Genomic DNA, 19,429 nt, shown 5'->3' on the forward strand with positions numbered 1-19,429 from the left:
AACCGAGGAGAAGAGATCACATGACGGAGCTCTCGATCCGTCCGGAGGAGATCCGGGACGCACTGGACACCTACGTCCAGTCCTACGAGCCCGGCGCGGCCTCCCGCGAAGAGGTCGGCCGAGTCAGCGACGCTGGTGACGGCATCGCCCACGTCGAGGGTCTGCCCTCGGCCATGACCAACGAGCTCCTGGAGTTCGAGGACGGCACGCTGGGCCTCGCCCTCAACCTCGATGTGCACAACATCGGTGTCGTCATCCTCGGTGACTTCTCCAAGATCGAGGAGGGCCAGGAGGTCAAGCGCACCGGAGAGGTCCTCTCCGTTCCCGTGGGAGACAACTTCCTCGGCCGCGTCGTCGACCCCCTCGGCAACCCGATCGACGGCCTCGGTGACATCCAGAGTGACGAGCGCCGCGCGCTCGAGCTCCAGGCGCCCAACGTCGTCCAGCGCAAGTCGGTTCACGAGCCGCTGCAGACCGGCCTCAAGGCCGTCGACGCCATGACGCCCATCGGCCGTGGCCAGCGTCAGCTCATCATTGGTGACCGTCAGACCGGCAAGACCACTGTCGCCGTCGACACGATCATCAACCAGAAGGAGTTCTGGGAGACGGGCGACCCGAACAAGCAGGTGCGCTGCATCTACGTCGCGATCGGCCAGAAGGGCTCGACCATCGCGTCGGTCCGCGGCACGCTCGAGGACGCCGGTGCCATGGAGTACACGACCATCGTCGCGGCCCCCGCGTCCGACTCGGCCGGCTTCAAGTACCTCGCGCCCTACACCGGTTCGGCCATCGGCCAGCACTGGATGTACCAGGGCAAGCACGTCCTCATCGTCTTCGATGACCTGTCCAAGCAGGCTGAGGCGTACCGCGCCGTCTCCCTCCTCCTCCGGCGCCCGCCGGGCCGCGAGGCCTACCCGGGTGACGTCTTCTACCTGCACTCCCGTCTGCTCGAGCGTTGCGCGAAGCTCAGCGACGAGCTGGGTGCGGGTTCGATGACCGGCCTTCCGATCATCGAGACCAAGGCGGGTGACGTCTCGGCCTACATCCCGACCAACGTCATCTCCATCACCGACGGTCAGATCTACCTCCAGGCCGACCTCTTCAACGCCAACGTCCGCCCCGCGGTCGACGTGGGTGTGTCGGTGTCCCGAGTCGGTGGCGCCGCGCAGACCAAGGCCATGAAGGGTGTCTCGGGTCGTCTGAAGCTCGACCTCGCCCAGTTCCGTGCGCTCGAGGCCTTCGCGATGTTCGCCTCCGACCTCGACCCCGCCTCCAAGGCCCAGCTGGCCAAGGGTGCGCGTCTCGTCGAGCTGCTCAAGCAGTCGCAGTCGAACCCGTTCCCGGTCGAGGAGCAGGTCGTCTCCGTCTGGGCCGGCACCACGGGCCAGCTCGACTCGGTTGCGGTCGAGGACATCCGCCGCTTCGAGTCCGAGTTCCTCGGTCACCTTCGTCGCAGCAAGAAGGAGCTCCTCGACGCGATCCGCGAGACGGGCAAGTTCGAGGAGTCCACCGAAGAGGCACTCAAGATCGAGATCGACTCCTTCAAGAAGGGCTTCGAGCCCTCCGACAAGGCCAACGTTCCCGTCGGCGACGCGAACGAGAGCGGCGACGACGCCCTCGACTCCGATCAGGAGCAGATCGTCAAGCAGAAGCGCTGACCCGGTATGCCGGGTGGTCACCTTCGTGACCACCCGGCACCGGCAGCCGGGTCGCTGAAGGCGACTGCACGGCATACCCAAGATTTTCAGCAGTAGAGAACTTTCAGGCAAGCAGAGACCAGACAGGAAGGCGGAAAACTATGGGAGCGCAGATCCGGGTTTACCGGCAGCGCATCCGGTCCGTCAGCGCGACGAAGAAGATCACGCGCGCCATGGAGCTCATGGCCGCGGCTCGCGTCGTCAAGGCCCAGCAAGCCGTGCGTGAGTCGACCCCGTACGCGCGAGCGATCACTCGTGCAGTCTCGGCCGTCGCGACCTTCTCCAACGAGGAGCACCTCCTCACCACGGAGAAGGAGAAGGTGACCCGCGCTGCGGTCGTCATCATCACTTCGGACCGTGGACTCGCCGGCGCGTACAGCTCGTCGGTCCTCAAGGAGTCCGAGCGTCTCATCGCGCGTCTGCGTGAAGAGGGCAAGGAAGCCGTCCCCTACCTCCTGGGCCGCAAGGCATTGGGCTACTTCAAGTTCCGCCAGCGCCCGTTCGCGGCCGAGTGGACCGGTGACTCCGAGAAGCCGACCTTCGAACGTGCCCGTGAGATCGGCGAGCGACTTGTCGCGGACTTCCTCCGGGACACCGAGTCCGAGGGCGGCGTCGACGAGGTCCACATCGTCTTTTCCCGCTTCGTGTCGATGGTGACGCAGGAGCCCGAGGTCATCCGCCTGCTTCCGCTCGAGATCGTGGAAGGGACCGAGGCCCCCGAAGAAGGGGACCTGTTCCCGCTCTACGAGTTCGAGCCGAGCGTGGAGGACGTGCTCGACGCGCTCCTGCCGAAGTACGTCACCTCGCGCCTGTTCAACTGCATGCTCCAGGCCGCCGCGTCCGAGCTCGCCGCACGTCAGCGTGCGATGAAGTCCGCGACGGACAACGCCGAGGAGCTCGTCAAGAAGTACACCCGTCTGGTCAACCAGGCCCGTCAGGCGGAGATCACCCAAGAGATCAGCGAAATCGTCGGTGGCGCCAGCGCCCTGGCCGAGAGCAAGTGAGAGAGAACATGACTGCCACTGTCACTGAAAACACAGCAGACACTGCCGAGCCCGGCGGCATCGGCCGTGTCTCGCGCATCATCGGCCCGGTCGTCGACATCGAGTTCCCGGCCGACGCCATGCCCGAGCAGTACAACCTGCTCACCACCACGGTCGAGCTCTCGGGTGAGAAGAAGAATCTCAACCTCGAGGTCGCCCAGCACATCGGCGACAACATGGTTCGCGCCATCTCGCTCCAGCCGACCGACGGACTCGTCCGCGGCACGCAGGTGCAGGACACCGGCGGCCCCATCACGGTGCCCGTGGGCGACGAGACGCTCGGCAAGGTCTTCAACACCACCGGTGAGGTCATGAACCTTGCCGAGGGTGAGACCTTCGAGCCCACGCTGCGTTGGGGCATCCACCGCAAGGCTCCGGCCTTCGACCAGCTCGAGTCCAAGACCGAGATGTTCGAGACCGGCATCAAGATCATCGACCTCATGACCCCCTACGTGCAGGGTGGCAAGATCGGCCTGTTCGGCGGAGCCGGTGTCGGCAAGACCGTCCTCATCCAGGAGATGATCGCCCGAGTCGCTCGCGACCACGGTGGTGTCTCGGTGTTCGCCGGTGTCGGTGAGCGCACCCGTGAGGGCAACGACCTCATGGTCGAGATGGAAGAGGCCGGCGTCCTTGGACAGACCGCCCTCGTGTTCGGCCAGATGGACGAGCCGCCGGGCACGCGTCTTCGCGTCGCCCTCTCGGCCCTGACCATGGCCGAGTACTTCCGCGACGTGCAGAACCAGGACGTTCTGCTCTTCATCGACAACATCTTCCGCTTCACGCAGGCCGGTTCCGAGGTCTCCACGCTGCTCGGCCGTATGCCGTCCGCCGTGGGCTACCAGCCGACCCTCGCCGACGAGATGGGCACCCTCCAGGAGCGCATCACCTCGACCCGAGGCAACTCGATCACCTCGATGCAGGCGATCTACGTGCCTGCAGACGACTACACCGACCCGGCCCCGGCCACGACGTTCGCGCACCTCGACGCGACGACCGAGCTCTCGCGTGAGATCGCCTCGCTGGGTATCTACCCGGCCGTGGACCCGCTCACGTCGACCTCGCGAATCCTCGACCGTCGCTACATCGCCGAGGACCACTACAGCACCGCGGTGCGGATCAAGTCGATCCTCCAGCGCAACAAGGAGCTGCAGGACATCATCGCGATCCTGGGTATCGACGAGCTCTCCGAAGAGGACAAGATCCTCGTCAACCGGGCCCGTCGCATCCAGCGCTTCCTCGGTCAGAACACCTACGTTGCCAAGCAGTTCACCGGCATCGAGGGATCGACGGTGCCGCTCGTCGACACCATCGAGGCGTTCACGAAGATCGCCGATGGCGACTACGACCACTTCCCCGAGCAGGCGTTCTTCATGTGTGGTGGCCTCGACGACGTCGAGCGTCAGGCCGCGGAGATCCAGAAGAACCTCTGATCTTCTTCAGTTGATCGCAGGGCCGATGCCGCGAGTGGTATCGGCCCTGCGTCATACGGCGCTGGGGCTCCCAGCCAGCGCCGCTAGACTTCATTCCCACTTCACTTCCCGGAGGAACTCGTGAGCCAGCTTCAGGTCGAACTCGTTGCCGCGGACCGCAAGGTCTGGGAGGGCGAGGCGAGCCAGGTGAGCGCCCGCACCATCGAGGGTGAGCTCGGCATCCTGCCCGGTCACACCCCCCTGCTCGGCGTTCTCGTCGAGGGCGAGGTCAAGATCCACGCCGACGGTGGAGTCCGCACGGCCACCATCGACAGTGGCTTCCTCTCGGTCGACCACGACCGCGTCACGATCCTCGCCGAGGCCGTCGACGCCTCGGGTCTGAACAACTAGGTCCAGGGCGGGGAATGCCATGACGCCGATCGCCACCATTGAGCTCGTGCTCGTGGTGGCGCTCGCCCTCCTCGTGGCTGCCGTCGTCTTCATCTGGCTCCGCCGCCGCTACATCTCGGGCGGCAAGCCGCTCATGCTGTGTGCGATCAGCACCGGAGATCGCCGCTGGCGTCTCGGCCTGGCGCGCATCGCGGGGGATCGACTCGACTGGTTCTCAGTCGTCGGTCCCTCTTTGCGTCCCGGGCACTCGTGGATCCGCCACGACCTCGACCTCGGTGCACCGCATCGGCTCGGTGAGGCCGTCCCGGGCCTACCTTCCGATGCGGTCTGCGTGACCGGTCGGTCGCGGTCGAAGGACTACGAGCTCGCCCTCAGCCCTGCGGCATACACGTCGTTGCGTGCCTGGCTCGAGAGCTCGCCACCCGGGTTCAACGTCAACGTCGCCTGACGACTGAGGCGCGGCGGCTCAGTCGTCGTCGGTCGTGGGGTCGTCGGTCTCCGAGACCTTGGCGCCCTTGGTGGGAGCCGCCGCTCGGCCACCGCCGGGCTGCCAGAGGACGTCGCCGCCGGCGTCGAGGTTGGCCACGCGAGCGAGGATGAACAGCAGATCCGAAAGACGGTTGAGGTATGCCGCCGTCGTCGGGTTCACGCCGCCCTCACCCTTGGCGGTCCCCACCTCCGTGCCGTGAGTCTCGATGGCGGCCCAGGTCGTGCGCTCCGCCCTGCGGACGACCGTGGTGGCTTGGTGCAGGTGGGCCGCGCCGACCGTGCCACCGGGGAGGATGAACGAGCGGAGCTTCTCGAGCTTGGCGTTCTGGGTGTCGCAGTCGGCCTCGAGCTCGTCGATCCACTCGGACTGGACGCGCAGGGGCGGGTACTCGGGGTTCTCGAGCAGGGGAGTGCACAGGTCCGCGCCCACGTCGAAGAGGTCGTTCTGCACCCGAGTGAGGATCGCGCGGACGTCGTCGGTGAGGGCGCCGGTGGCCAGGACGACCCCGATGACCGCGTTGGCCTCGTTGACGTCGGCGTAGGCCGCCAGACGCGGGTCGGTCTTGCTCGTGCGGCTGAAGTCTCCGAGCCCGGTGGTGCCGTCATCGCCGGTGCGCGTGTAGATACGGGTGAGGTTGACCATGGGATGAGACTGCCAGACGCCTTTGCCGATTCTTTACCCGGAGCATGCCCGGAGCGTGGGAACCGTCGCGTTCAATGGGTGCCACCTGAAGGAGGCGACCGTGGATCAACGCCGACCCGCGATCGTGACGCTCGTCGAGCATCGCGACACGTCTGGACACCATGTTTCCCTGCGCGGACGCCTTGACTTCCACACCGTCCCGGACCTGCGGATGGTGCTTCACCGCATCGTCGACGACGGCCATGACGACCTGCTGCTGGACCTCGCGGAGTGCGAGATCGGCGACGCGACCGGCTTCGGCGTCATTGTCGAATGCCTGCGACGCGCTCGCCGGGGATCGCGCGGTTTCAGCATCGTCGAAGCGGACCCGCGCACTCTTCGCCTGCTCCGTCGGGCCAGGTTGAACCACCTCGTGGGGTCACTGCCGTCGGCGATCACCACCGCGGTCGGCTGACCTCTGCGGCCCTCGACATCTGCCACCCTGTCCCTGTGGCAGATCCCGTGACCGACGATGACGGCGACGTCGTGGTGCCACGCCGGGTTCTCGGGCTGGACGCCGCGCGTGGGCTGGCGGTCGTCGCGATGGTCATCGCTCACGGCGTTCCGTTCATCAGTGAGCGGGTGTCGACGTCGGGCGCGTTCGTCCTGAACCAGATCAATGACCTCGCCTCGCCCCTGTTCGTCCTCGTCATGGGCGTTGCCGCAGGTCTGGTCTTCGATCGCGGCTCCGCAACCCGAGGGATCGGGCGCGCGACGGTCAGAGGCGTCGCCCTCATCGCCCTCGGCGTGGGCCTGGAGCAGCTGAACCACTGGGTCGCCGTGATCCTGCACATCCTCGGGCTCCTCCTCATCGTCGGGACACCCCTGCTCGTCCTGGGCACGCGATGGATGGTGGCGATCGCGGCCGCTCTCTTCGTCGGCAGCCCGTGGGTGATCGAGGCGGTGACACGGGCGGGCGGCGGCGTCGCAGGCAGCGTTGCCACCACGGCCGACTGGGCGGCGAACCCGCTCGTGCAATGGCTCGTCACCAACACGCACTACCGCGTCCTCACCCTCCTCCCGCTCTTCCTCGTCGGAGCAGTACTGGCGCGACGAGGTCTCGGCGACGCACGCGCGTCGTGGTGGTGCGCCCTCGGCGGGTTGACCCTGCTGTGGGCGAGCTTTGCCGCAGAGCTGTTGGGGCACCCGGTCGTCTTCTCCGGTGACCACCCCGATCAGGTGCAGGAGAACGGACTGGCGCTCGCGGCATACGGGATCGTCATGGCCGTTGACATCGCAGCCGGACGACGACCAGCCGTGTATGCCGTGCTGCGACCCCTCTCGCTCGTCGGTCAGGTCGCGCTCTCGCTCTACGTCTTCCACGTCGTGCTGCTCGTGCCGCTCATTCCGAGATTCCCCGAAGGCGGCTGGTTGCCGTTCGGGCTGCTGCTTGCCGTGGCGCTCGTCACGTCCTGGGCGTGGGCACGATTCATCGGACGGGGGCCGGTGGAGTTGCTCATCGACGCGCTGTCGCCCGCTCGACGCCCGCGCGCCCCTGTCGGGGCGTGAGGACTCTCACCGCCTGAGACCCTGTCTCGACCGGTGGGCCACGGGTAGCGTCGAATCCATGCCCGAAGACCCCTCCGCCGCACTGGCGCCCGCCGCCGCTCCTGCCCGTCCCGAGCGCGACCGTCCGTGGGTCATGCGCACGTATGCCGGCCACTCCAGTGCCGCTGCGTCGAACGCCTTGTACCGCCGCAACCTGGCGAAGGGGCAGACCGGACTGTCGGTCGCCTTCGACCTGCCGACGCAGACGGGCTACGACCCCGACCACGTCCTCGCGCGCGGCGAGGTCGGCAAGGTCGGTGTCCCCATCTCGCACATCGGCGACATGCGAGCACTCTTCGACCAGATCCCGCTCGGCCAGATGAACACGTCGATGACGATCAACGCGACGGCGATGTGGCTGCTCGCGATGTACCAAGTGGCTGCCGAGGACCAGGCCGTCGCGGCGAATGAGGACCCTGCGGCCGTGGTGTTGTCGCTCGGTGGGACGACGCAGAACGACATCATCAAGGAGTACCTGTCGCGCGGCACCTATGTGTTTGCGCCGGCTCCGTCGCTGCGGCTCATCACGGACATGGTGTCCTACACCGTTTCTGACATCCCCAAGTGGAACCCGATCAACATCTGCAGCTATCACCTGCAGGAGGCCGGCGCGACGCCCGTGCAGGAGATCGCCTACGCGATGTCCACGGCGATCGCGGTGCTCGACGCCGTGCGTGACGCCGGTCAGGTGCCGCACGAGCGCTTCGGTGAGGTCGTCGCGCGCATCTCGTTCTTCGTCAACGCCGGCGTGCGGTTCGTCGAGGAGATGTGCAAGATGCGCGCCTTCGTCGAGCTGTGGGACGAGCTCACGCGGGAGCGATACGGCGTGACCGACGCCAAGCAGCGGCGCTTCCGCTACGGCGTGCAGGTCAACTCGCTGGGACTCACCGAGGCCCAGCCCGAGAACAACGTCCAGCGCATCGTCCTGGAGATGCTCGCGGTCACGCTCTCCAAGGGTGCCCGGGCCCGCGCCGTGCAGCTGCCGGCGTGGAACGAGGCCCTCGGTCTCCCGCGTCCGTGGGACCAGCAGTGGTCACTGCGCATGCAGCAGGTGCTCGCCTATGAGTCCGACCTGCTCGAGTACGAAGACCTCTTCGAGGGGTCGGCCGTGGTCGAGGCCAAGGTCGCCGAACTCGTCGCCGGCGCCAAGGCCGAGATCGCCCGCGTCGCCGAGCTGGGAGGCGCAGTCGCTGCCGTCGAGAGCGGCTACATGAAGTCGGCCCTCGTCGCCTCGCACGCTCTACGCCGCCAGCGGATCGAGGCCGGTGAGGACATCGTCGTCGGTGTCAACAAGTTCGAGACCACGGAGCCCAACCCGCTCACGGCCGACCTCGACACCGCCATCCAGACCGTCGACGCAGGTGTCGAGGCTGCTGCCGCCAAGGCGGTGCGCGAGTGGCGCGAGACCCGCGACGCCGACCCGGTCAAGCGCGATCGTGCCGCTGCGGCGCTGGCTCGGTTGAAGGCAGCCGCGCAGACCGACGAGAACCTCATGGAGGCCTCGATCGAGTGCGCTCGCGCCGAGGTGACCACGGGGGAGTGGGCCCAAGCCCTGCGCGACGTGTTCGGCGAGTTCCGTGCCCCCACCGGAGTCACGGGTTCGGTGGGCCTCACCGGTGGGGCTGCCGGTGTCGAGCTGTCGGCCGTGCGCGAGCGTGTGGCGGAACTGCGGGACGAGCTGGGTGAGACCCTGCGCGTCCTCGTGGGCAAGCCAGGCCTCGACGGTCACTCCAACGGCGCCGAACAGATCGCCGTGCGCGCGCGTGATGCCGGCTTCGAGGTCATCTACCAGGGCATTCGCCTCACGCCCGACCAGATCGTGGCAGCGGCCGTGTCCGAGGACGTCCACCTCGTCGGCATCTCGATCCTGTCGGGGTCGCACATGGAGCTCGTGCCCGAGATTCTTGACGGGCTGCGCGAGGCAGGTGCTGGCGACATTCCGGTCATCGTCGGCGGGATCATCCCCGAGTCCGACGCGGCCAAGCTCAAGGCGCTCGGTGTGGCTGAGGTGTTCACCCCCAAGGACTTCGGACTCAACGACATCATGGGTCGCTTCGTCGACGTCATCCGCGACTCGCGCCTGGCCACGGTGACCCCCACGGCCTGACCCAACTTCTCAACCTTGAGCGCGGCGCCTCGCGGCCGCGGTCCCACTCACGTGCGGGGCCTCCCACATCGCCTGATCGCCGCCCTCAGGCGACGTGAGAGGAAACCACTTCGGGCGGCGGGTCCCACGCTGTGCGTGGGCAAGTTGGGGCAGGTCAGAAGTGGGTGTTGCAGTGGGGGGCCGGGCTGCCGTCCGCGAGGGAGCCGAAGCGGCGGACGGCGTCGTCGGTGCCCGTGATCCGGCCAGCCCTGGCCAGAGGGTCGACGGTGACGTCACCGAGGTAGAGCGTGCCGAGGGTTTCGACATCAAGGGTGACGTCGGGGGCGGCCGAGGTCGGGGTCACCGCTGCGCGTCCGTCAGAGGCGTCGATCGCGAATGTGCCGTCGGCGTGACCCAGGCCGTCGACCACCCGAACGATCATGCGGTCATCGCTGAACCATGGCCGCGCCTCGAGAGCCACCGGCACATCGAGGACGCGCACCCAGAGGTGGTCGGGCATCGCCGTCACTCGTCGGACGCGGTGGTTGACCAGTGCGTGCGTCAGGGGGTCGACGACGGGCGCTGGGCCGGTGACGATCTCGGTCAGGTCGATGTCAGCGAGAAACTGCCAGAGGGCGAGCAACGCCTCAGCGCTCGCCGTGACGAGGTCGCGAACCTCCACCTCACCGTTGTCGTCCGGCCGCTTCATGGCGTAGGCCACGAAGCCGTCGGGCTCACCATCCGGACCAAGACGCACAGCGAGGCGCTGCTTGCGGTCCTCGCTCATCTCGTCCCAGTCGTAGCCCTGGAGCCACGACTCATAGTAGGTCGGCCGGCCCACGCTCCCGCGGGTGACGTCGTGGTGGCGGGCGAACACCTTCTCGAGGAGGGGCCATGCCTCGCTGGGGGCAACGATCACCACCCGTCCACCGTCATCCGGTCGGTCGCGAAGCCGAAAGCGTGAGGAGGTGTCGACCCGGACGCGTGCCTCCCGCGTTGCCGGGCCGAAACCGAACCGCTGATAGATCGCACCCTCGGACGCGGTGAGCACGGCGACGGGAGCGCCAGCAGAGACGGCGGCGCAGAGGTTCTCCGTCATGAGCTGACGCATGAGACCACGGCGCCGATGTGTCGGAGCCACCGTGACGTCGGTGATCATCCAGGCGGGGAGGATCGCATCCCCGGCGTTGAGGGTCTTGACGAGGTGCCCCAACGTGGCGACCGGCACGTCGTTGGAGAGGCCGGCGACGGGCGCTGCCCACGCTCCGCGGTTGACCGCACCGTCCCGACGAACGGCTGCGAGCCACTTCTCACGGAACTCGTCGTTGGGCTGACTCTGGTGGAAGCCACGCATGATCGCGTCGAGCCACCCGGTGAGTCGCGCCGTGTTCTCCTCGCTCTCGTCATCGAGATCCAGGGTGGCAAAGGAGTAGTCGTCGGTCACACCTTCAGTGGACCAGCCCACGAGGTGCGGTGTCGACCGGATTCGTGAGCACACGGCATACGCACGGGTTGTCGGAAGGCCGTGGGAAGGTGGAGTCGTGAGCGATCTGCACTGTCCCGCAACCCTTCTCATCGCGCGCCACGGCGACGCGGACTATCCCCATGCCAAGGTGCTCTCCGACGACGGCGGGTGGCTGACCGAGAAGGGCAGGAGCCAGGTGCGTGCCCTCGCCGAGTCGCTCCGCTCTCGCAACGTCGCAGGCGTCTGGACGAGTCGGCTGCAGCGAGCTGTCGAGTCCGGGGCCATCGCTGCGGAGGTCCTTGGTGTCGAGTCCCGTGCGGTGGACGGCCTGGAGGAGTTCTCCGTCGGTGCGCTCGCCGGTCGCGACCATGACGACCCCGAGCTCATGGGCGTCTTCGAGGCGTGGAAGTCCGGCCACCTCGGCACGTTCATCCCCGGAGGTGAGAGCGGGGAGCAGGCGCTCGATCGCTATCGCAGCGCGCTCGAGGAGATCTCGGACCAGCACCGCGGTGAGACGGTGCTCGTGTTCACGCATGGGGGAGTGATGTCGTTCTGCCTGCCGCGGATGGGACGCAATGCGCGCAATGACCTTGCGGCCCAGCTGTTCCTGCCCAACTGTGCCGTGGCCGAGATCAGCATCGATGCTGACGACGTCACCGTCGTGTCGTGGCCGGGAAGCGCCGATCGGTCCGTCGTGTGACAACGGTGAGCAAGGACCACCCGAGCTCGGACGTCATCATCCTCACGGGCCCGCCGGGAGCGGGAAAGTCGACGACGGCGCGGGCGCTGGTGTCTGGTCATCCCCGTGCGGTGCACCTGCACACCGACGACTTCTGGCGCGCCATCGCGTCAGGGGTGATCCCGCCCTACCTGCCCGAGGCGGACACGCAGAACCAAGTGGTGCTGCGGGTGATCCAAGGGGCCGCTGCGACGTACGCGGCGGGCGGGTTCGTCACCGTGATCGACGGGGTCATCGGTCCGTGGATGCTCCACCACTTCGCGGCCGCCGACGACACCCCGGCGGCTCGCCCGCACTACGTGGTGCTGCGCCCTGCTCTGGACGAGACCCTGCGCCGCGCGTTGGGACGCAAGGCACCGGACGCCCTCGTGGATGAAGGCCCTGTGGGATCACTCTGGGAGCAGTTCTCAGACCTGGGGGCGATGGAGTCACACGTGATCGACACCACCGACCAACAACCCGCAGAGACGCTGGCTTCCGTTCAGGACGCGATCGCGAGCGGCGCCTTCAGGCTCAGGCGGGACACCGGTTCGTGAACCCGTTCCCCAGCGGGTTCAGAAGAGGCGGTGCTCGCTGTTGTCGATGCCTTTGAGGTCGTCGTAGTCAAGAACGACACAGCGTATGCCGCGGTCCTCGGCGAGCGTGCGGGCCTGCGGCTTGATCTGTTGCGCGGCAAAGACACCGGTGACGGGGGCGAGGTGGGAGTCGCGGTTCATCAGTTCGAGGTAGCGGGTGAGCTGCTCGACACCATCGATGTCTCCGCGACGCTTGATCTCCACGGCCACCGTCGCGCCGGCAGCGTCCTTGCACAGGATGTCGACGGGCCCGATGGGCGTCATGTATTCGCGCCGCGTCAGGGTATAGCCGTCACCGAGTGTCGTGATGTGCTCGGCGAGGAGCTTCTGCAGGTGGGCCTCGACCCCGTCCTTGACCAGGCCCGGGTCGACACCGAGGTCGTGGCTGGTGTCGCTGTGGATCTCGTGGAACTTGACCCGCAGGCGATCCTCGGACTTCGCGTGCTGGACCACCCAGACCGCCGTGATGCCCTCGGCAACCTCGGACTCCTCGGGTTCGACCTCGGCCATGGCGCACGGCGGGGACATCCAGTTGAGGGGCTTGTACGAGCCGCCGTCGGAGTGGATGAGGACCGAGCCGTCGGCCTTGACCATGAGCAACCGGGTCGCAAGAGGGAGATGGGCCGTCAGCCGACCGTCGTAGTCGACGCTGCACTTCGCAATCACCACTCGCACCGGCACACCATAGTCGCCTTCCGCTGCGGGTGACCGCCCCGCTGTGCCGCTCGCCCGGCGCGCGAAACGGGAATGCGCCGATGCGCCCGTGCCTTGGACACTGGGTGATGCGGGCTCACCGGTGCGCGCCGCGACCCGATCCGACCACCCCTTTCAGGAGCTAGTAGCGTGCGCGCCCGCCCCGTCCCCTCATCATCCGAGATCCTCAACGAGCCGCTCAGCGGCGGAGGTGTCGCGACCGAGCAGCGACCGGCAGTGCCGCAACCGCAACCGCGGCCAGCGGGCCTCGCCGGGCGTGCCTACCTCAAGATGGTCCTCGTCCTTGGCGCCCTGGTCGCGCTGGGCCCCCTGACGATCGACACCTACCTGCCCGCGCTGCCCACGCTCGCGGACGAGCTCAATGCGAGTGAGCCCCAGGTGCAGTTCACCCTCACCGGCATCATGCTCGGCCTCGGTCTCGGGCAGTTGGTGCTGGGCCCGATCTCGGATGCCGTCGGCCGCCGCCGGGTCATGCTGGGCGGCATCGCTGCGCACGCAGTGATGTCCGTGCTTGCCGGGCTCGCGCCGACGATCGAGGTCCTCACCGCGGTGCGCATCGGGCAGGGCGTCTCGGGTGCGGCGGTCGCGGTCACCGCGATGGCTGTCGTGCGCGACCTGTTCACCGGTCGGCGAGCGGCCGGGTTGCTCAGCCACCTGACGCTGGTCATCGGCGTCGCCCCCATCCTCGCGCCCTCGCTCGGTGGTCTCCTGCTCCAGCTCACCGGGTGGCGCGGGATCTTCGGAGCGCTGGCCGGGATCGCGGTCGTGCTCTTCGTGGTCGCGCTGCGCGGCCTGGACGAGACGCTGCCCGTCGAGCGACGCCGACCCGCACGGGTTGGGGCCACCCTCCGGACGTATGCCGGCCTGTTGCGCGATCGTCCGTTCGTCGGGCTGGTGCTGCTTGCTGGCCTGATGTTCAGCGCCCTCTTCGCCTATGTTGCGGGCTCGTCGTTCGTCCTGCAGGAGTACTACGGCCTGGACGAGCAGCAGTTCGGCATCCTGTTCGGCGTCAATGCGGCAGGGCTCATCGTGGCGACCCAGGTCAACCCGTTCCTGCTGCGCAAGTGGGAGCCCCAGCACATCCTGACGGCGGGCGTCGGTGTGGCCATGGCCGCGACTGCGGGCCTCCTCGCGGCCGCACTGGCCGACGCACCGCTGGTCATGGTGCTCGTGCCGTTGTGGTTCGTCATGTTCGCAGTGGGCCTGTCGTTCCCCAACACCCCGGCGCTCGCGCTGTCTCGCCACGGCGAGGCGGCGGGCTCGGCGGCAGCTCTGCTCGGTGCCATCCAGTTCGGCATGGCGAGCGTCATCACTCCGTTGACCGGCCTGGTCAGCACCGGCAACGCCGTCGGCATGGCCGTGGTGATGACCGGGGCCGTCTGGCTGGGGGCCGTCGTCCTGATCGTTCTCGTGCAGCCGTCCCGGATCGTCGCCGAGCAGGACGAGGTCGTGGACGTCGCTCTCGTGCCGGCCTAGTCTGCGGCGCAGACCGTCCGGGGTGGGCAGGCTCACGTCCGTTCGGTGACCACAGTGCAGTCCCACTCTGGGAGACTCCGACCATGTCACGTGAGTTCACCAGAGTAGGCGTCATCGGACTGGGCACCATGGGTGCGGGCATCGTGGAGGTGTTCGCGCGCAACGGGATCGACGTCGTCGCCGTGGACATCACCGACGAGGCCGTCGAGCGTGGGCGCTCCTTCCTCGCGAAGTCGACCGGGCGTGCCCTCGACAGGGGCAAGATCGACCAGTCCGAACACGACACCCTGCACGGGCACGTGACCTACGCGACCGACTTCGAGTCGCTCGCCGACTGTCAGCTCGTCGTCGAAGCCGTGCCCGAGCACCTGGATCTCAAGAAGGAGATCTTCGCCAAGCTCGACGCGATCGTCGGACCCGACGCCATCCTCGCGACCAACACGTCGTCGCTGCCGGTCACCGAGATCGCCGCGTCGACGACGAGCCCCAAGCGCATCGTCGGCATGCACTTCTTCAACCCGGCTCCGGTCCAGCAGTTCGTCGAGGTCATCCGCACCGTCATCACCGCCGACGACGTCTTCGAGGATGTCAAGGCCCTCGCCGAGCGCATCGACAAGAAGCCGGTCATCGTCGGCGACAAGGCCGGCTTCATCGCCAACGCGCTGCTCTTCGGCTACCTGAACCACGCGGTCTCGATGTTCGAGAGCCGCTACGCCACACGTGAGGACATCGACGCGTCGATGAAGCTCGGCTGCGGCTACCCGATGGGTCCGCTCGCCCTGCTCGACCTCATCGGTCTCGACACGGCATACGAGATTCTCGACACGATGTACAAGCAGGGACGCGACCGGCTCCACGCACCCAGCCCGATCATCAAGCAGATGGTGTCCGCCGGCCTCAAGGGTCGCAAGACCGGTCGCGGTTTCTACACGTATGCCGCGGCCGGCTCGCCCGAGGTCGTCGCCGATGCGCAGACCCCGGCCGAGGGCATCGCCCAAGGTGTCGCGCTGCGAGAGATCTCGTCGGTCGGGGTCGTCGGCTCCGGCACCATGGCCACCGGCATCATCGAGGTCTTTGCCAAGGCGGGCAAGAGCGTCACCTTCGTCGCGCGCAGCCAGGACAAGCTCGACGGAGTGCGCGCCGCGATCGAGAAGTCGCAGGCTCGCGCGGTCGAGAAGGGTCGCGCAACCCAGGAGGAGGCCGACGCGCTGTTGGGTCGGCTGCATGCGACGACCGATCGCGCCGACCTCGCCGAGGTGGACCTCGTCGTCGAGGCCATCGCCGAGGACCTTGAGATCAAGCAGGAGCTCTTCAGCGAGCTCGACAAGATCTGCAAGCCCGGTGCGATCCTCGCGACGACCACTTCGTCGCTGCCGATCATCGACTGCGCTCGCGTGACGTCGCGACCGCAGGACGTCGTCGGCATGCACTTCTTCAACCCGGCGCAGATCATGAAGCTCGTCGAGGTCGTGCACACCGTGTCGACCGGCGACGACGTGATCGCGACCGTCCAGGAGCTGTGCCGCGAGATCGGCAAGCACCCGGTGACGTGTGGCGACCGCTCGGGCTTCATCGTCAACGCCCTGCTCTTCCCCTATCTCAACGACGCGATCAAGATGCTCGACGCCAACTACGCCACCGCCGACGACATCGACACCGCGATGAAGACCGGCTGTGGTCTGCCCATGGGTCCGTTCGAGCTGCTCGACGTCGTCGGGCTCGACGTGTCGCTGGCGATCGAGCGCGAGCTCTACATCGAGTTCCGGGAGCCGGGGTATGCGCCGGCGCCGCTGCTCGAGCACCTCGTGACGGCCGGCTATCTCGGTCGCAAGACGGGGCGCGGCTTCCGTACCTACGCCTGACCCGAGGACCCTTTTCCGGGGGCGGCGGGAAACGGTTCCGGAGCAAGGGAACAGTTCCATTGTTCGGGACCCCTTTTCCGGGGGCGGCGGGAAACGGTCTCGTGGCGCGGTTAGCCTGCGCAGGTGAGTTCAGCGCAGCAACTGCCCGCCCGCGCCCAGGTCGTCATCATCGGCGGCGGGGTCATCGGTGCCTCGATCGCCTACCACCTCGCGCACGAGGGCGTCACTGACGTCGTCCTCATCGAGCGGGACCGACTGACGAGCGGCACGACGTGGCACGCGGCCGGGCTGATGACGTGCTTCGGGTCGACGAGCGAGACCCTCACCGGCATACGCCTGTACTCACGTGACCTCTTCGGACGGCTCGAGGCCGAGACCGGTCTGTCGACCGGCTTCCGTCCCGTGGGGCTCATCGAGGCTGTGGGCGACACGGATCGGCTCGAGGAGTACCGCCGGGTTGCCGCCTTCCAGCGCCGTCTCGGACTCGAGGTCAACGAGGTCAGCCCGGGCGAGATGGCTGACCTCTTCCCCCACGCCGAGATGGACGGGCTCCTCTCCGGGTTCCACGTCCCCGGGGACGGCCGCGTCAACCCGGTCGACCTCACGATGTCGCTGGCCCGCGGCGCCAGGAATCTCGGGGCGCGCATCGTCGAGGGTGTGACGGCGGGCGACGTCATCACGCGGACCGACGGAGCACTGCCACGGATCACGGGCCTACGCACGAGCGCAGGCGACATCGAGTGCGAGACCGTCGTCAACTGCACCGGCATGTGGGCGCGCCAGCTGGGGGAGCGGCACGGCGTCGTCATCCCCAACCAGGCCGCCGAGCACTACTACCTCATCACCGACACGATTCCGGGGCTCGACCCCAACGGGCCGGTGTTCGAGGATCCCGCGCGCTACGGCTACTACCGCGAGGAGGGCGGCGGCATGATGGTCGGCCCCTTCGAACCGCAGGCAGCTGCGTGGAAGCTCGACGGCATCCCCGAGGACTTCTCGTTCGGCACGCTCCCGCCGGACTGGGAGCGCATGGCACCCGCGCTCGAGACGGCGATGTCACGCGTGCCGATCACCCTGGAGGCAGGGGTGCGCACGTTCTTCTGCGGGCCCGAGTCGTTCACTCCTGACCGGTTGCCGGCCGTCGGTGAGGCGCCCGAGTTGCAGGGCTATTTCGTTGCGGCGGGCCTGAATTCGGTTGGCATCCTCAGCAGCGGTGGGCTCGGTCGGGTCATGGCCCACTGGATCGCCAACGGGCGTCCTGACGTGGACGTCACCGCGATTGACGTCGCTCGCTTCAGGCCGCACCAGCTCCGCCGTGACTATCGGCGCGACCGTGTCACTGAGGTTCTAGGCAAGACGTATGCCGCGCACACCCCCGGCGTCGAACTGCACACCGGCCGCGGCACCTTCGTCTCACCGGTGCACGACGAGATGGTGGCTGCGGGCGCGAAGCTCAAGGACGTCTCGGGCTGGGAGAGTGCCGATTGGTATGCCGGTGACGGACAGAGCGCGCACGTCACCCCGTCCTGGAGTCGCCAGCCGTGGTTCGACAAGTGGGAGGCCGAGCACCGGGCAGTCCGGGAGGGCGTGGGCCTCATCGACATGTCCTTCATGGCGACCTTCGTGGTGACGGGCCGTGATGCCGGCGCCGTCCTCGAGCGAGTGAGCGCGGGGCACGTCGACGGAGACATCGACCGCATCACCTACACCCAGTGGCTCGGACCCGACGGTGGCATCGAGGCCGACCTCACGGTCACCAAGAGGGACGAGAACGACTTCCTCGTCGTCGCCTCGGACACCGCCCACGGCCACACCCTCGCCTGGCTTCGTCGCCAGATCGGTGACGGCGACGTCTCCATCGAGGACGTCACCGAGGCGACCGGTCAGCTCAACGTCCAGGGGCCGTTGTCGCGCGACCTGCTCGCCACGCTCACCGACGCCGACCTGTCGACTGGGGGCTTCCCGTTCCGCACGGCTCGCACCATCACGGTCGCTGACGTCGAGGTTCTCTGCGTCCGCATCACGTACGTCGGTGAGTTGGGCTACGAGCTCTACATCCCACGCGACCGGACCGCAGAGGTCTGGAGGGCACTGCGCAAGGAGGGCACGGCATACGGGCTCCTGCCTGTCGGTCTCCACGCGCTCGGCTCGCTCCGACTCGAAAAGGCCTATCGGGACTACGGGCACGACATCGACAACACGGACACGGTCCAGATGGCCGGGCTCGGGTTCGCCGTCGACCTCGAACACGACTTCATCGGGCGGGGCGCCGTCATCGCCGAGCGAGAGACACCGCGTCGCGACAAGCTCGTCCAGGTCCTACTCACCGACCCCGAGCCGTTGCTGTTCGGCGCCGAGGTGCTGCTGCGCGACGGACAACCCGTCGGCGACGTGCGATCGGCGTCCTACGCCTGGACCCTTGGCGGCGCGGTGGGCATCGCCTCGGTGACGGCCGACGGTCCGGTGACCAAGGCGTGGCTCGACGAAGGAGACTGGGAGGTCGACGTCGCTGGCGTGCGGATCCCGACCACGGTGTCACTGCGGCCGCTCTACGACCCGACGAGCGCTCGCGTCAGGACGTGACGTTCAGCCCAGACGGGACACGCCGGGTCCGTCGAGGTCCACGTGCGCGGCGCTGCGACCGGAGGTGACGAGCAGGAGGGAGAGGGCGGGGCCGCGCACCTCGGGCCCGTCGCCGATGACGATGTCGGCATCGGTGGCCCGGAGGCTCACACCCGCGATCCGTTGCTTGCCGCCACCCATGCTCACGGACGTCTTGGCCTGGTAGAGGAGTGAACGCTCGACGGCCTCCGCGGCGTACGCGTGGTTGATCCCCAGCGGGCGGCGAATGTCCTCGCCGTGGACGACCTCCTCGACGAGGCGGCTGTCGACCGGTGCGGGTGGACCAGTGCGGCGATCGACAACGGCCCGCAGGTTCGCCAAGGTCTCGGCAGGGGAGTCACCCAGGGTGCGGGCCACGCCCATCGCGTTCTGCCTGTCGAAGTCGAATCGCGCCCGGGCCATGGCGACGACGATGCCAAGCCTGGTCGTGAGCGCGTTGTCGACGAGATGAGCCGCCACCTCACGCACGGTCCAGTCACCGCACAACGACCGTTGGTCCCACTGGCTCTCGTCAAGACCGGCCAGGTCCTCGATGAGGTCTTCTCGCTCAGCGCGCACTGCATCCCACGTGTCTGCCATGCCTTCACCCTCTCAGCCGCCGGTGACACCGA

17 protein-coding genes are annotated in these 19,429 nt (G+C 67.7%); 13 read left to right on the plus strand and 4 right to left on the minus strand.

Annotated features, from left to right (window positions below):
• Window positions 1-20 precede the first annotated feature (20 nt).
• From atpA to ACFQRE_RS13645, 5 genes are all read left to right on the plus strand, one after another.
• Entirely contained in the window at window positions 21-1,658 is a 1,638-nt protein-coding gene (gene atpA, locus ACFQRE_RS13625; protein WP_380123181.1) for a F0F1 ATP synthase subunit alpha, read from the plus strand.
• A gap of 140 nt (window positions 1,659-1,798) precedes the next feature.
• Window positions 1,799-2,701 carry a F0F1 ATP synthase subunit gamma gene (locus ACFQRE_RS13630; protein WP_380123183.1) on the plus strand — a complete coding sequence of 301 codons (903 nt, stop codon included), beginning with the start codon at window positions 1,799-1,801 and terminating at the stop codon, window positions 2,699-2,701.
• 8 nt (window positions 2,702-2,709) lie between these two features.
• Window positions 2,710-4,170, plus strand: a complete 1,461-nt coding sequence (gene atpD, locus ACFQRE_RS13635; protein ID WP_380123186.1) for a F0F1 ATP synthase subunit beta — start codon at window positions 2,710-2,712, stop codon at window positions 4,168-4,170.
• Between the two features lie 120 nt (window positions 4,171-4,290).
• Window positions 4,291-4,560: a F0F1 ATP synthase subunit epsilon gene (locus ACFQRE_RS13640; protein ID WP_380123188.1), complete on the plus strand. Its 270-nt coding sequence runs from the start codon at window positions 4,291-4,293 to the stop codon at window positions 4,558-4,560.
• A gap of 19 nt (window positions 4,561-4,579) precedes the next feature.
• Window positions 4,580-5,008, plus strand: coding sequence for a DUF2550 family protein (locus ACFQRE_RS13645; protein ID WP_380123190.1), 429 nt, complete (start codon window positions 4,580-4,582; stop codon window positions 5,006-5,008).
• A gap of 18 nt (window positions 5,009-5,026) precedes the next feature.
• Here ACFQRE_RS13645 and ACFQRE_RS13650 read toward each other — a convergent pair whose 3' ends face one another.
• Window positions 5,027-5,692 (minus strand): cob(I)yrinic acid a,c-diamide adenosyltransferase, encoded by a 666-nt coding sequence (locus ACFQRE_RS13650; RefSeq protein ID WP_380123192.1) that lies wholly within the window; start codon window positions 5,690-5,692, stop codon window positions 5,027-5,029.
• A gap of 100 nt (window positions 5,693-5,792) precedes the next feature.
• Between ACFQRE_RS13650 and ACFQRE_RS13655 the strand changes: the two genes are divergently transcribed.
• The 3 genes from ACFQRE_RS13655 (at window position 5,793) to ACFQRE_RS13665 (ending at window position 9,386) form a co-directional block, all read left to right on the plus strand.
• Window positions 5,793-6,146 (plus strand): STAS domain-containing protein, encoded by a 354-nt coding sequence (locus ACFQRE_RS13655; protein WP_380123194.1) that lies wholly within the window; start codon window positions 5,793-5,795, stop codon window positions 6,144-6,146.
• A 35-nt stretch (window positions 6,147-6,181) separates the two neighbouring features.
• Entirely contained in the window at window positions 6,182-7,240 is a 1,059-nt protein-coding gene (locus ACFQRE_RS13660; protein ID WP_380123196.1) for an acyltransferase family protein, read from the plus strand.
• Window positions 7,241-7,373: 133 nt separating this feature from the next.
• Window positions 7,374-9,386: a protein meaA gene (locus ACFQRE_RS13665; RefSeq protein WP_380124276.1), complete on the plus strand. Its 2,013-nt coding sequence runs from the start codon at window positions 7,374-7,376 to the stop codon at window positions 9,384-9,386.
• 154 nt (window positions 9,387-9,540) lie between these two features.
• On the opposite strand, the gene ACFQRE_RS13670 is transcribed toward ACFQRE_RS13665, so the two are convergent.
• Window positions 9,541-10,809, minus strand: coding sequence for a GNAT family N-acetyltransferase (locus ACFQRE_RS13670; RefSeq protein WP_380123198.1), 1,269 nt, complete (start codon window positions 10,807-10,809; stop codon window positions 9,541-9,543).
• A gap of 97 nt (window positions 10,810-10,906) precedes the next feature.
• Here ACFQRE_RS13670 and ACFQRE_RS13675 point away from each other — a divergent pair, with 97 nt between their 5' ends.
• Window positions 10,907-11,530, plus strand: a complete 624-nt coding sequence (locus ACFQRE_RS13675) for a histidine phosphatase family protein (protein WP_380123200.1) — start codon at window positions 10,907-10,909, stop codon at window positions 11,528-11,530.
• A gap of 5 nt (window positions 11,531-11,535) precedes the next feature.
• Window positions 11,536-12,105, plus strand: a complete 570-nt coding sequence (locus tag ACFQRE_RS13680; RefSeq protein WP_380123202.1) for an AAA family ATPase — start codon at window positions 11,536-11,538, stop codon at window positions 12,103-12,105.
• 18 nt (window positions 12,106-12,123) lie between these two features.
• On the opposite strand, the gene nucS is transcribed toward ACFQRE_RS13680, so the two are convergent.
• Window positions 12,124-12,819, minus strand: a complete 696-nt coding sequence (nucS, locus tag ACFQRE_RS13685) for an endonuclease NucS (protein ID WP_380123204.1) — start codon at window positions 12,817-12,819, stop codon at window positions 12,124-12,126.
• Between the two features lie 168 nt (window positions 12,820-12,987).
• On the opposite strand from nucS, the gene ACFQRE_RS13690 reads away from it, so the two are divergent.
• The 3 genes from ACFQRE_RS13690 to ACFQRE_RS13700 all read left to right on the plus strand — a co-directional run bounded on the left by ACFQRE_RS13690 (window position 12,988) and on the right by ACFQRE_RS13700 (window position 18,779).
• Window positions 12,988-14,334 carry a multidrug effflux MFS transporter gene (locus tag ACFQRE_RS13690; protein WP_380123206.1) on the plus strand — a complete coding sequence of 449 codons (1,347 nt, stop codon included), beginning with the start codon at window positions 12,988-12,990 and terminating at the stop codon, window positions 14,332-14,334.
• 83 nt (window positions 14,335-14,417) lie between these two features.
• A complete protein-coding gene (locus ACFQRE_RS13695) occupies window positions 14,418-16,196 on the plus strand; it encodes a 3-hydroxyacyl-CoA dehydrogenase family protein (protein ID WP_380123208.1) in 1,779 nt (592 codons plus the stop codon).
• A 123-nt stretch (window positions 16,197-16,319) separates the two neighbouring features.
• Window positions 16,320-18,779 (plus strand): GcvT family protein, encoded by a 2,460-nt coding sequence (locus ACFQRE_RS13700; RefSeq protein ID WP_380123210.1) that lies wholly within the window; start codon window positions 16,320-16,322, stop codon window positions 18,777-18,779.
• 3 nt (window positions 18,780-18,782) lie between these two features.
• On the opposite strand, the gene ACFQRE_RS13705 is transcribed toward ACFQRE_RS13700, so the two are convergent.
• Window positions 18,783-19,397, minus strand: coding sequence for a maleylpyruvate isomerase family mycothiol-dependent enzyme (locus tag ACFQRE_RS13705; protein ID WP_380123212.1), 615 nt, complete (start codon window positions 19,395-19,397; stop codon window positions 18,783-18,785).
• Window positions 19,398-19,429: the final 32 nt, after the last annotated feature.

The organism is Knoellia pratensis, from assembly GCF_042666395.1.
GTDB lineage: Bacteria > Actinomycetota > Actinomycetes > Actinomycetales > Dermatophilaceae > Knoellia > Knoellia pratensis.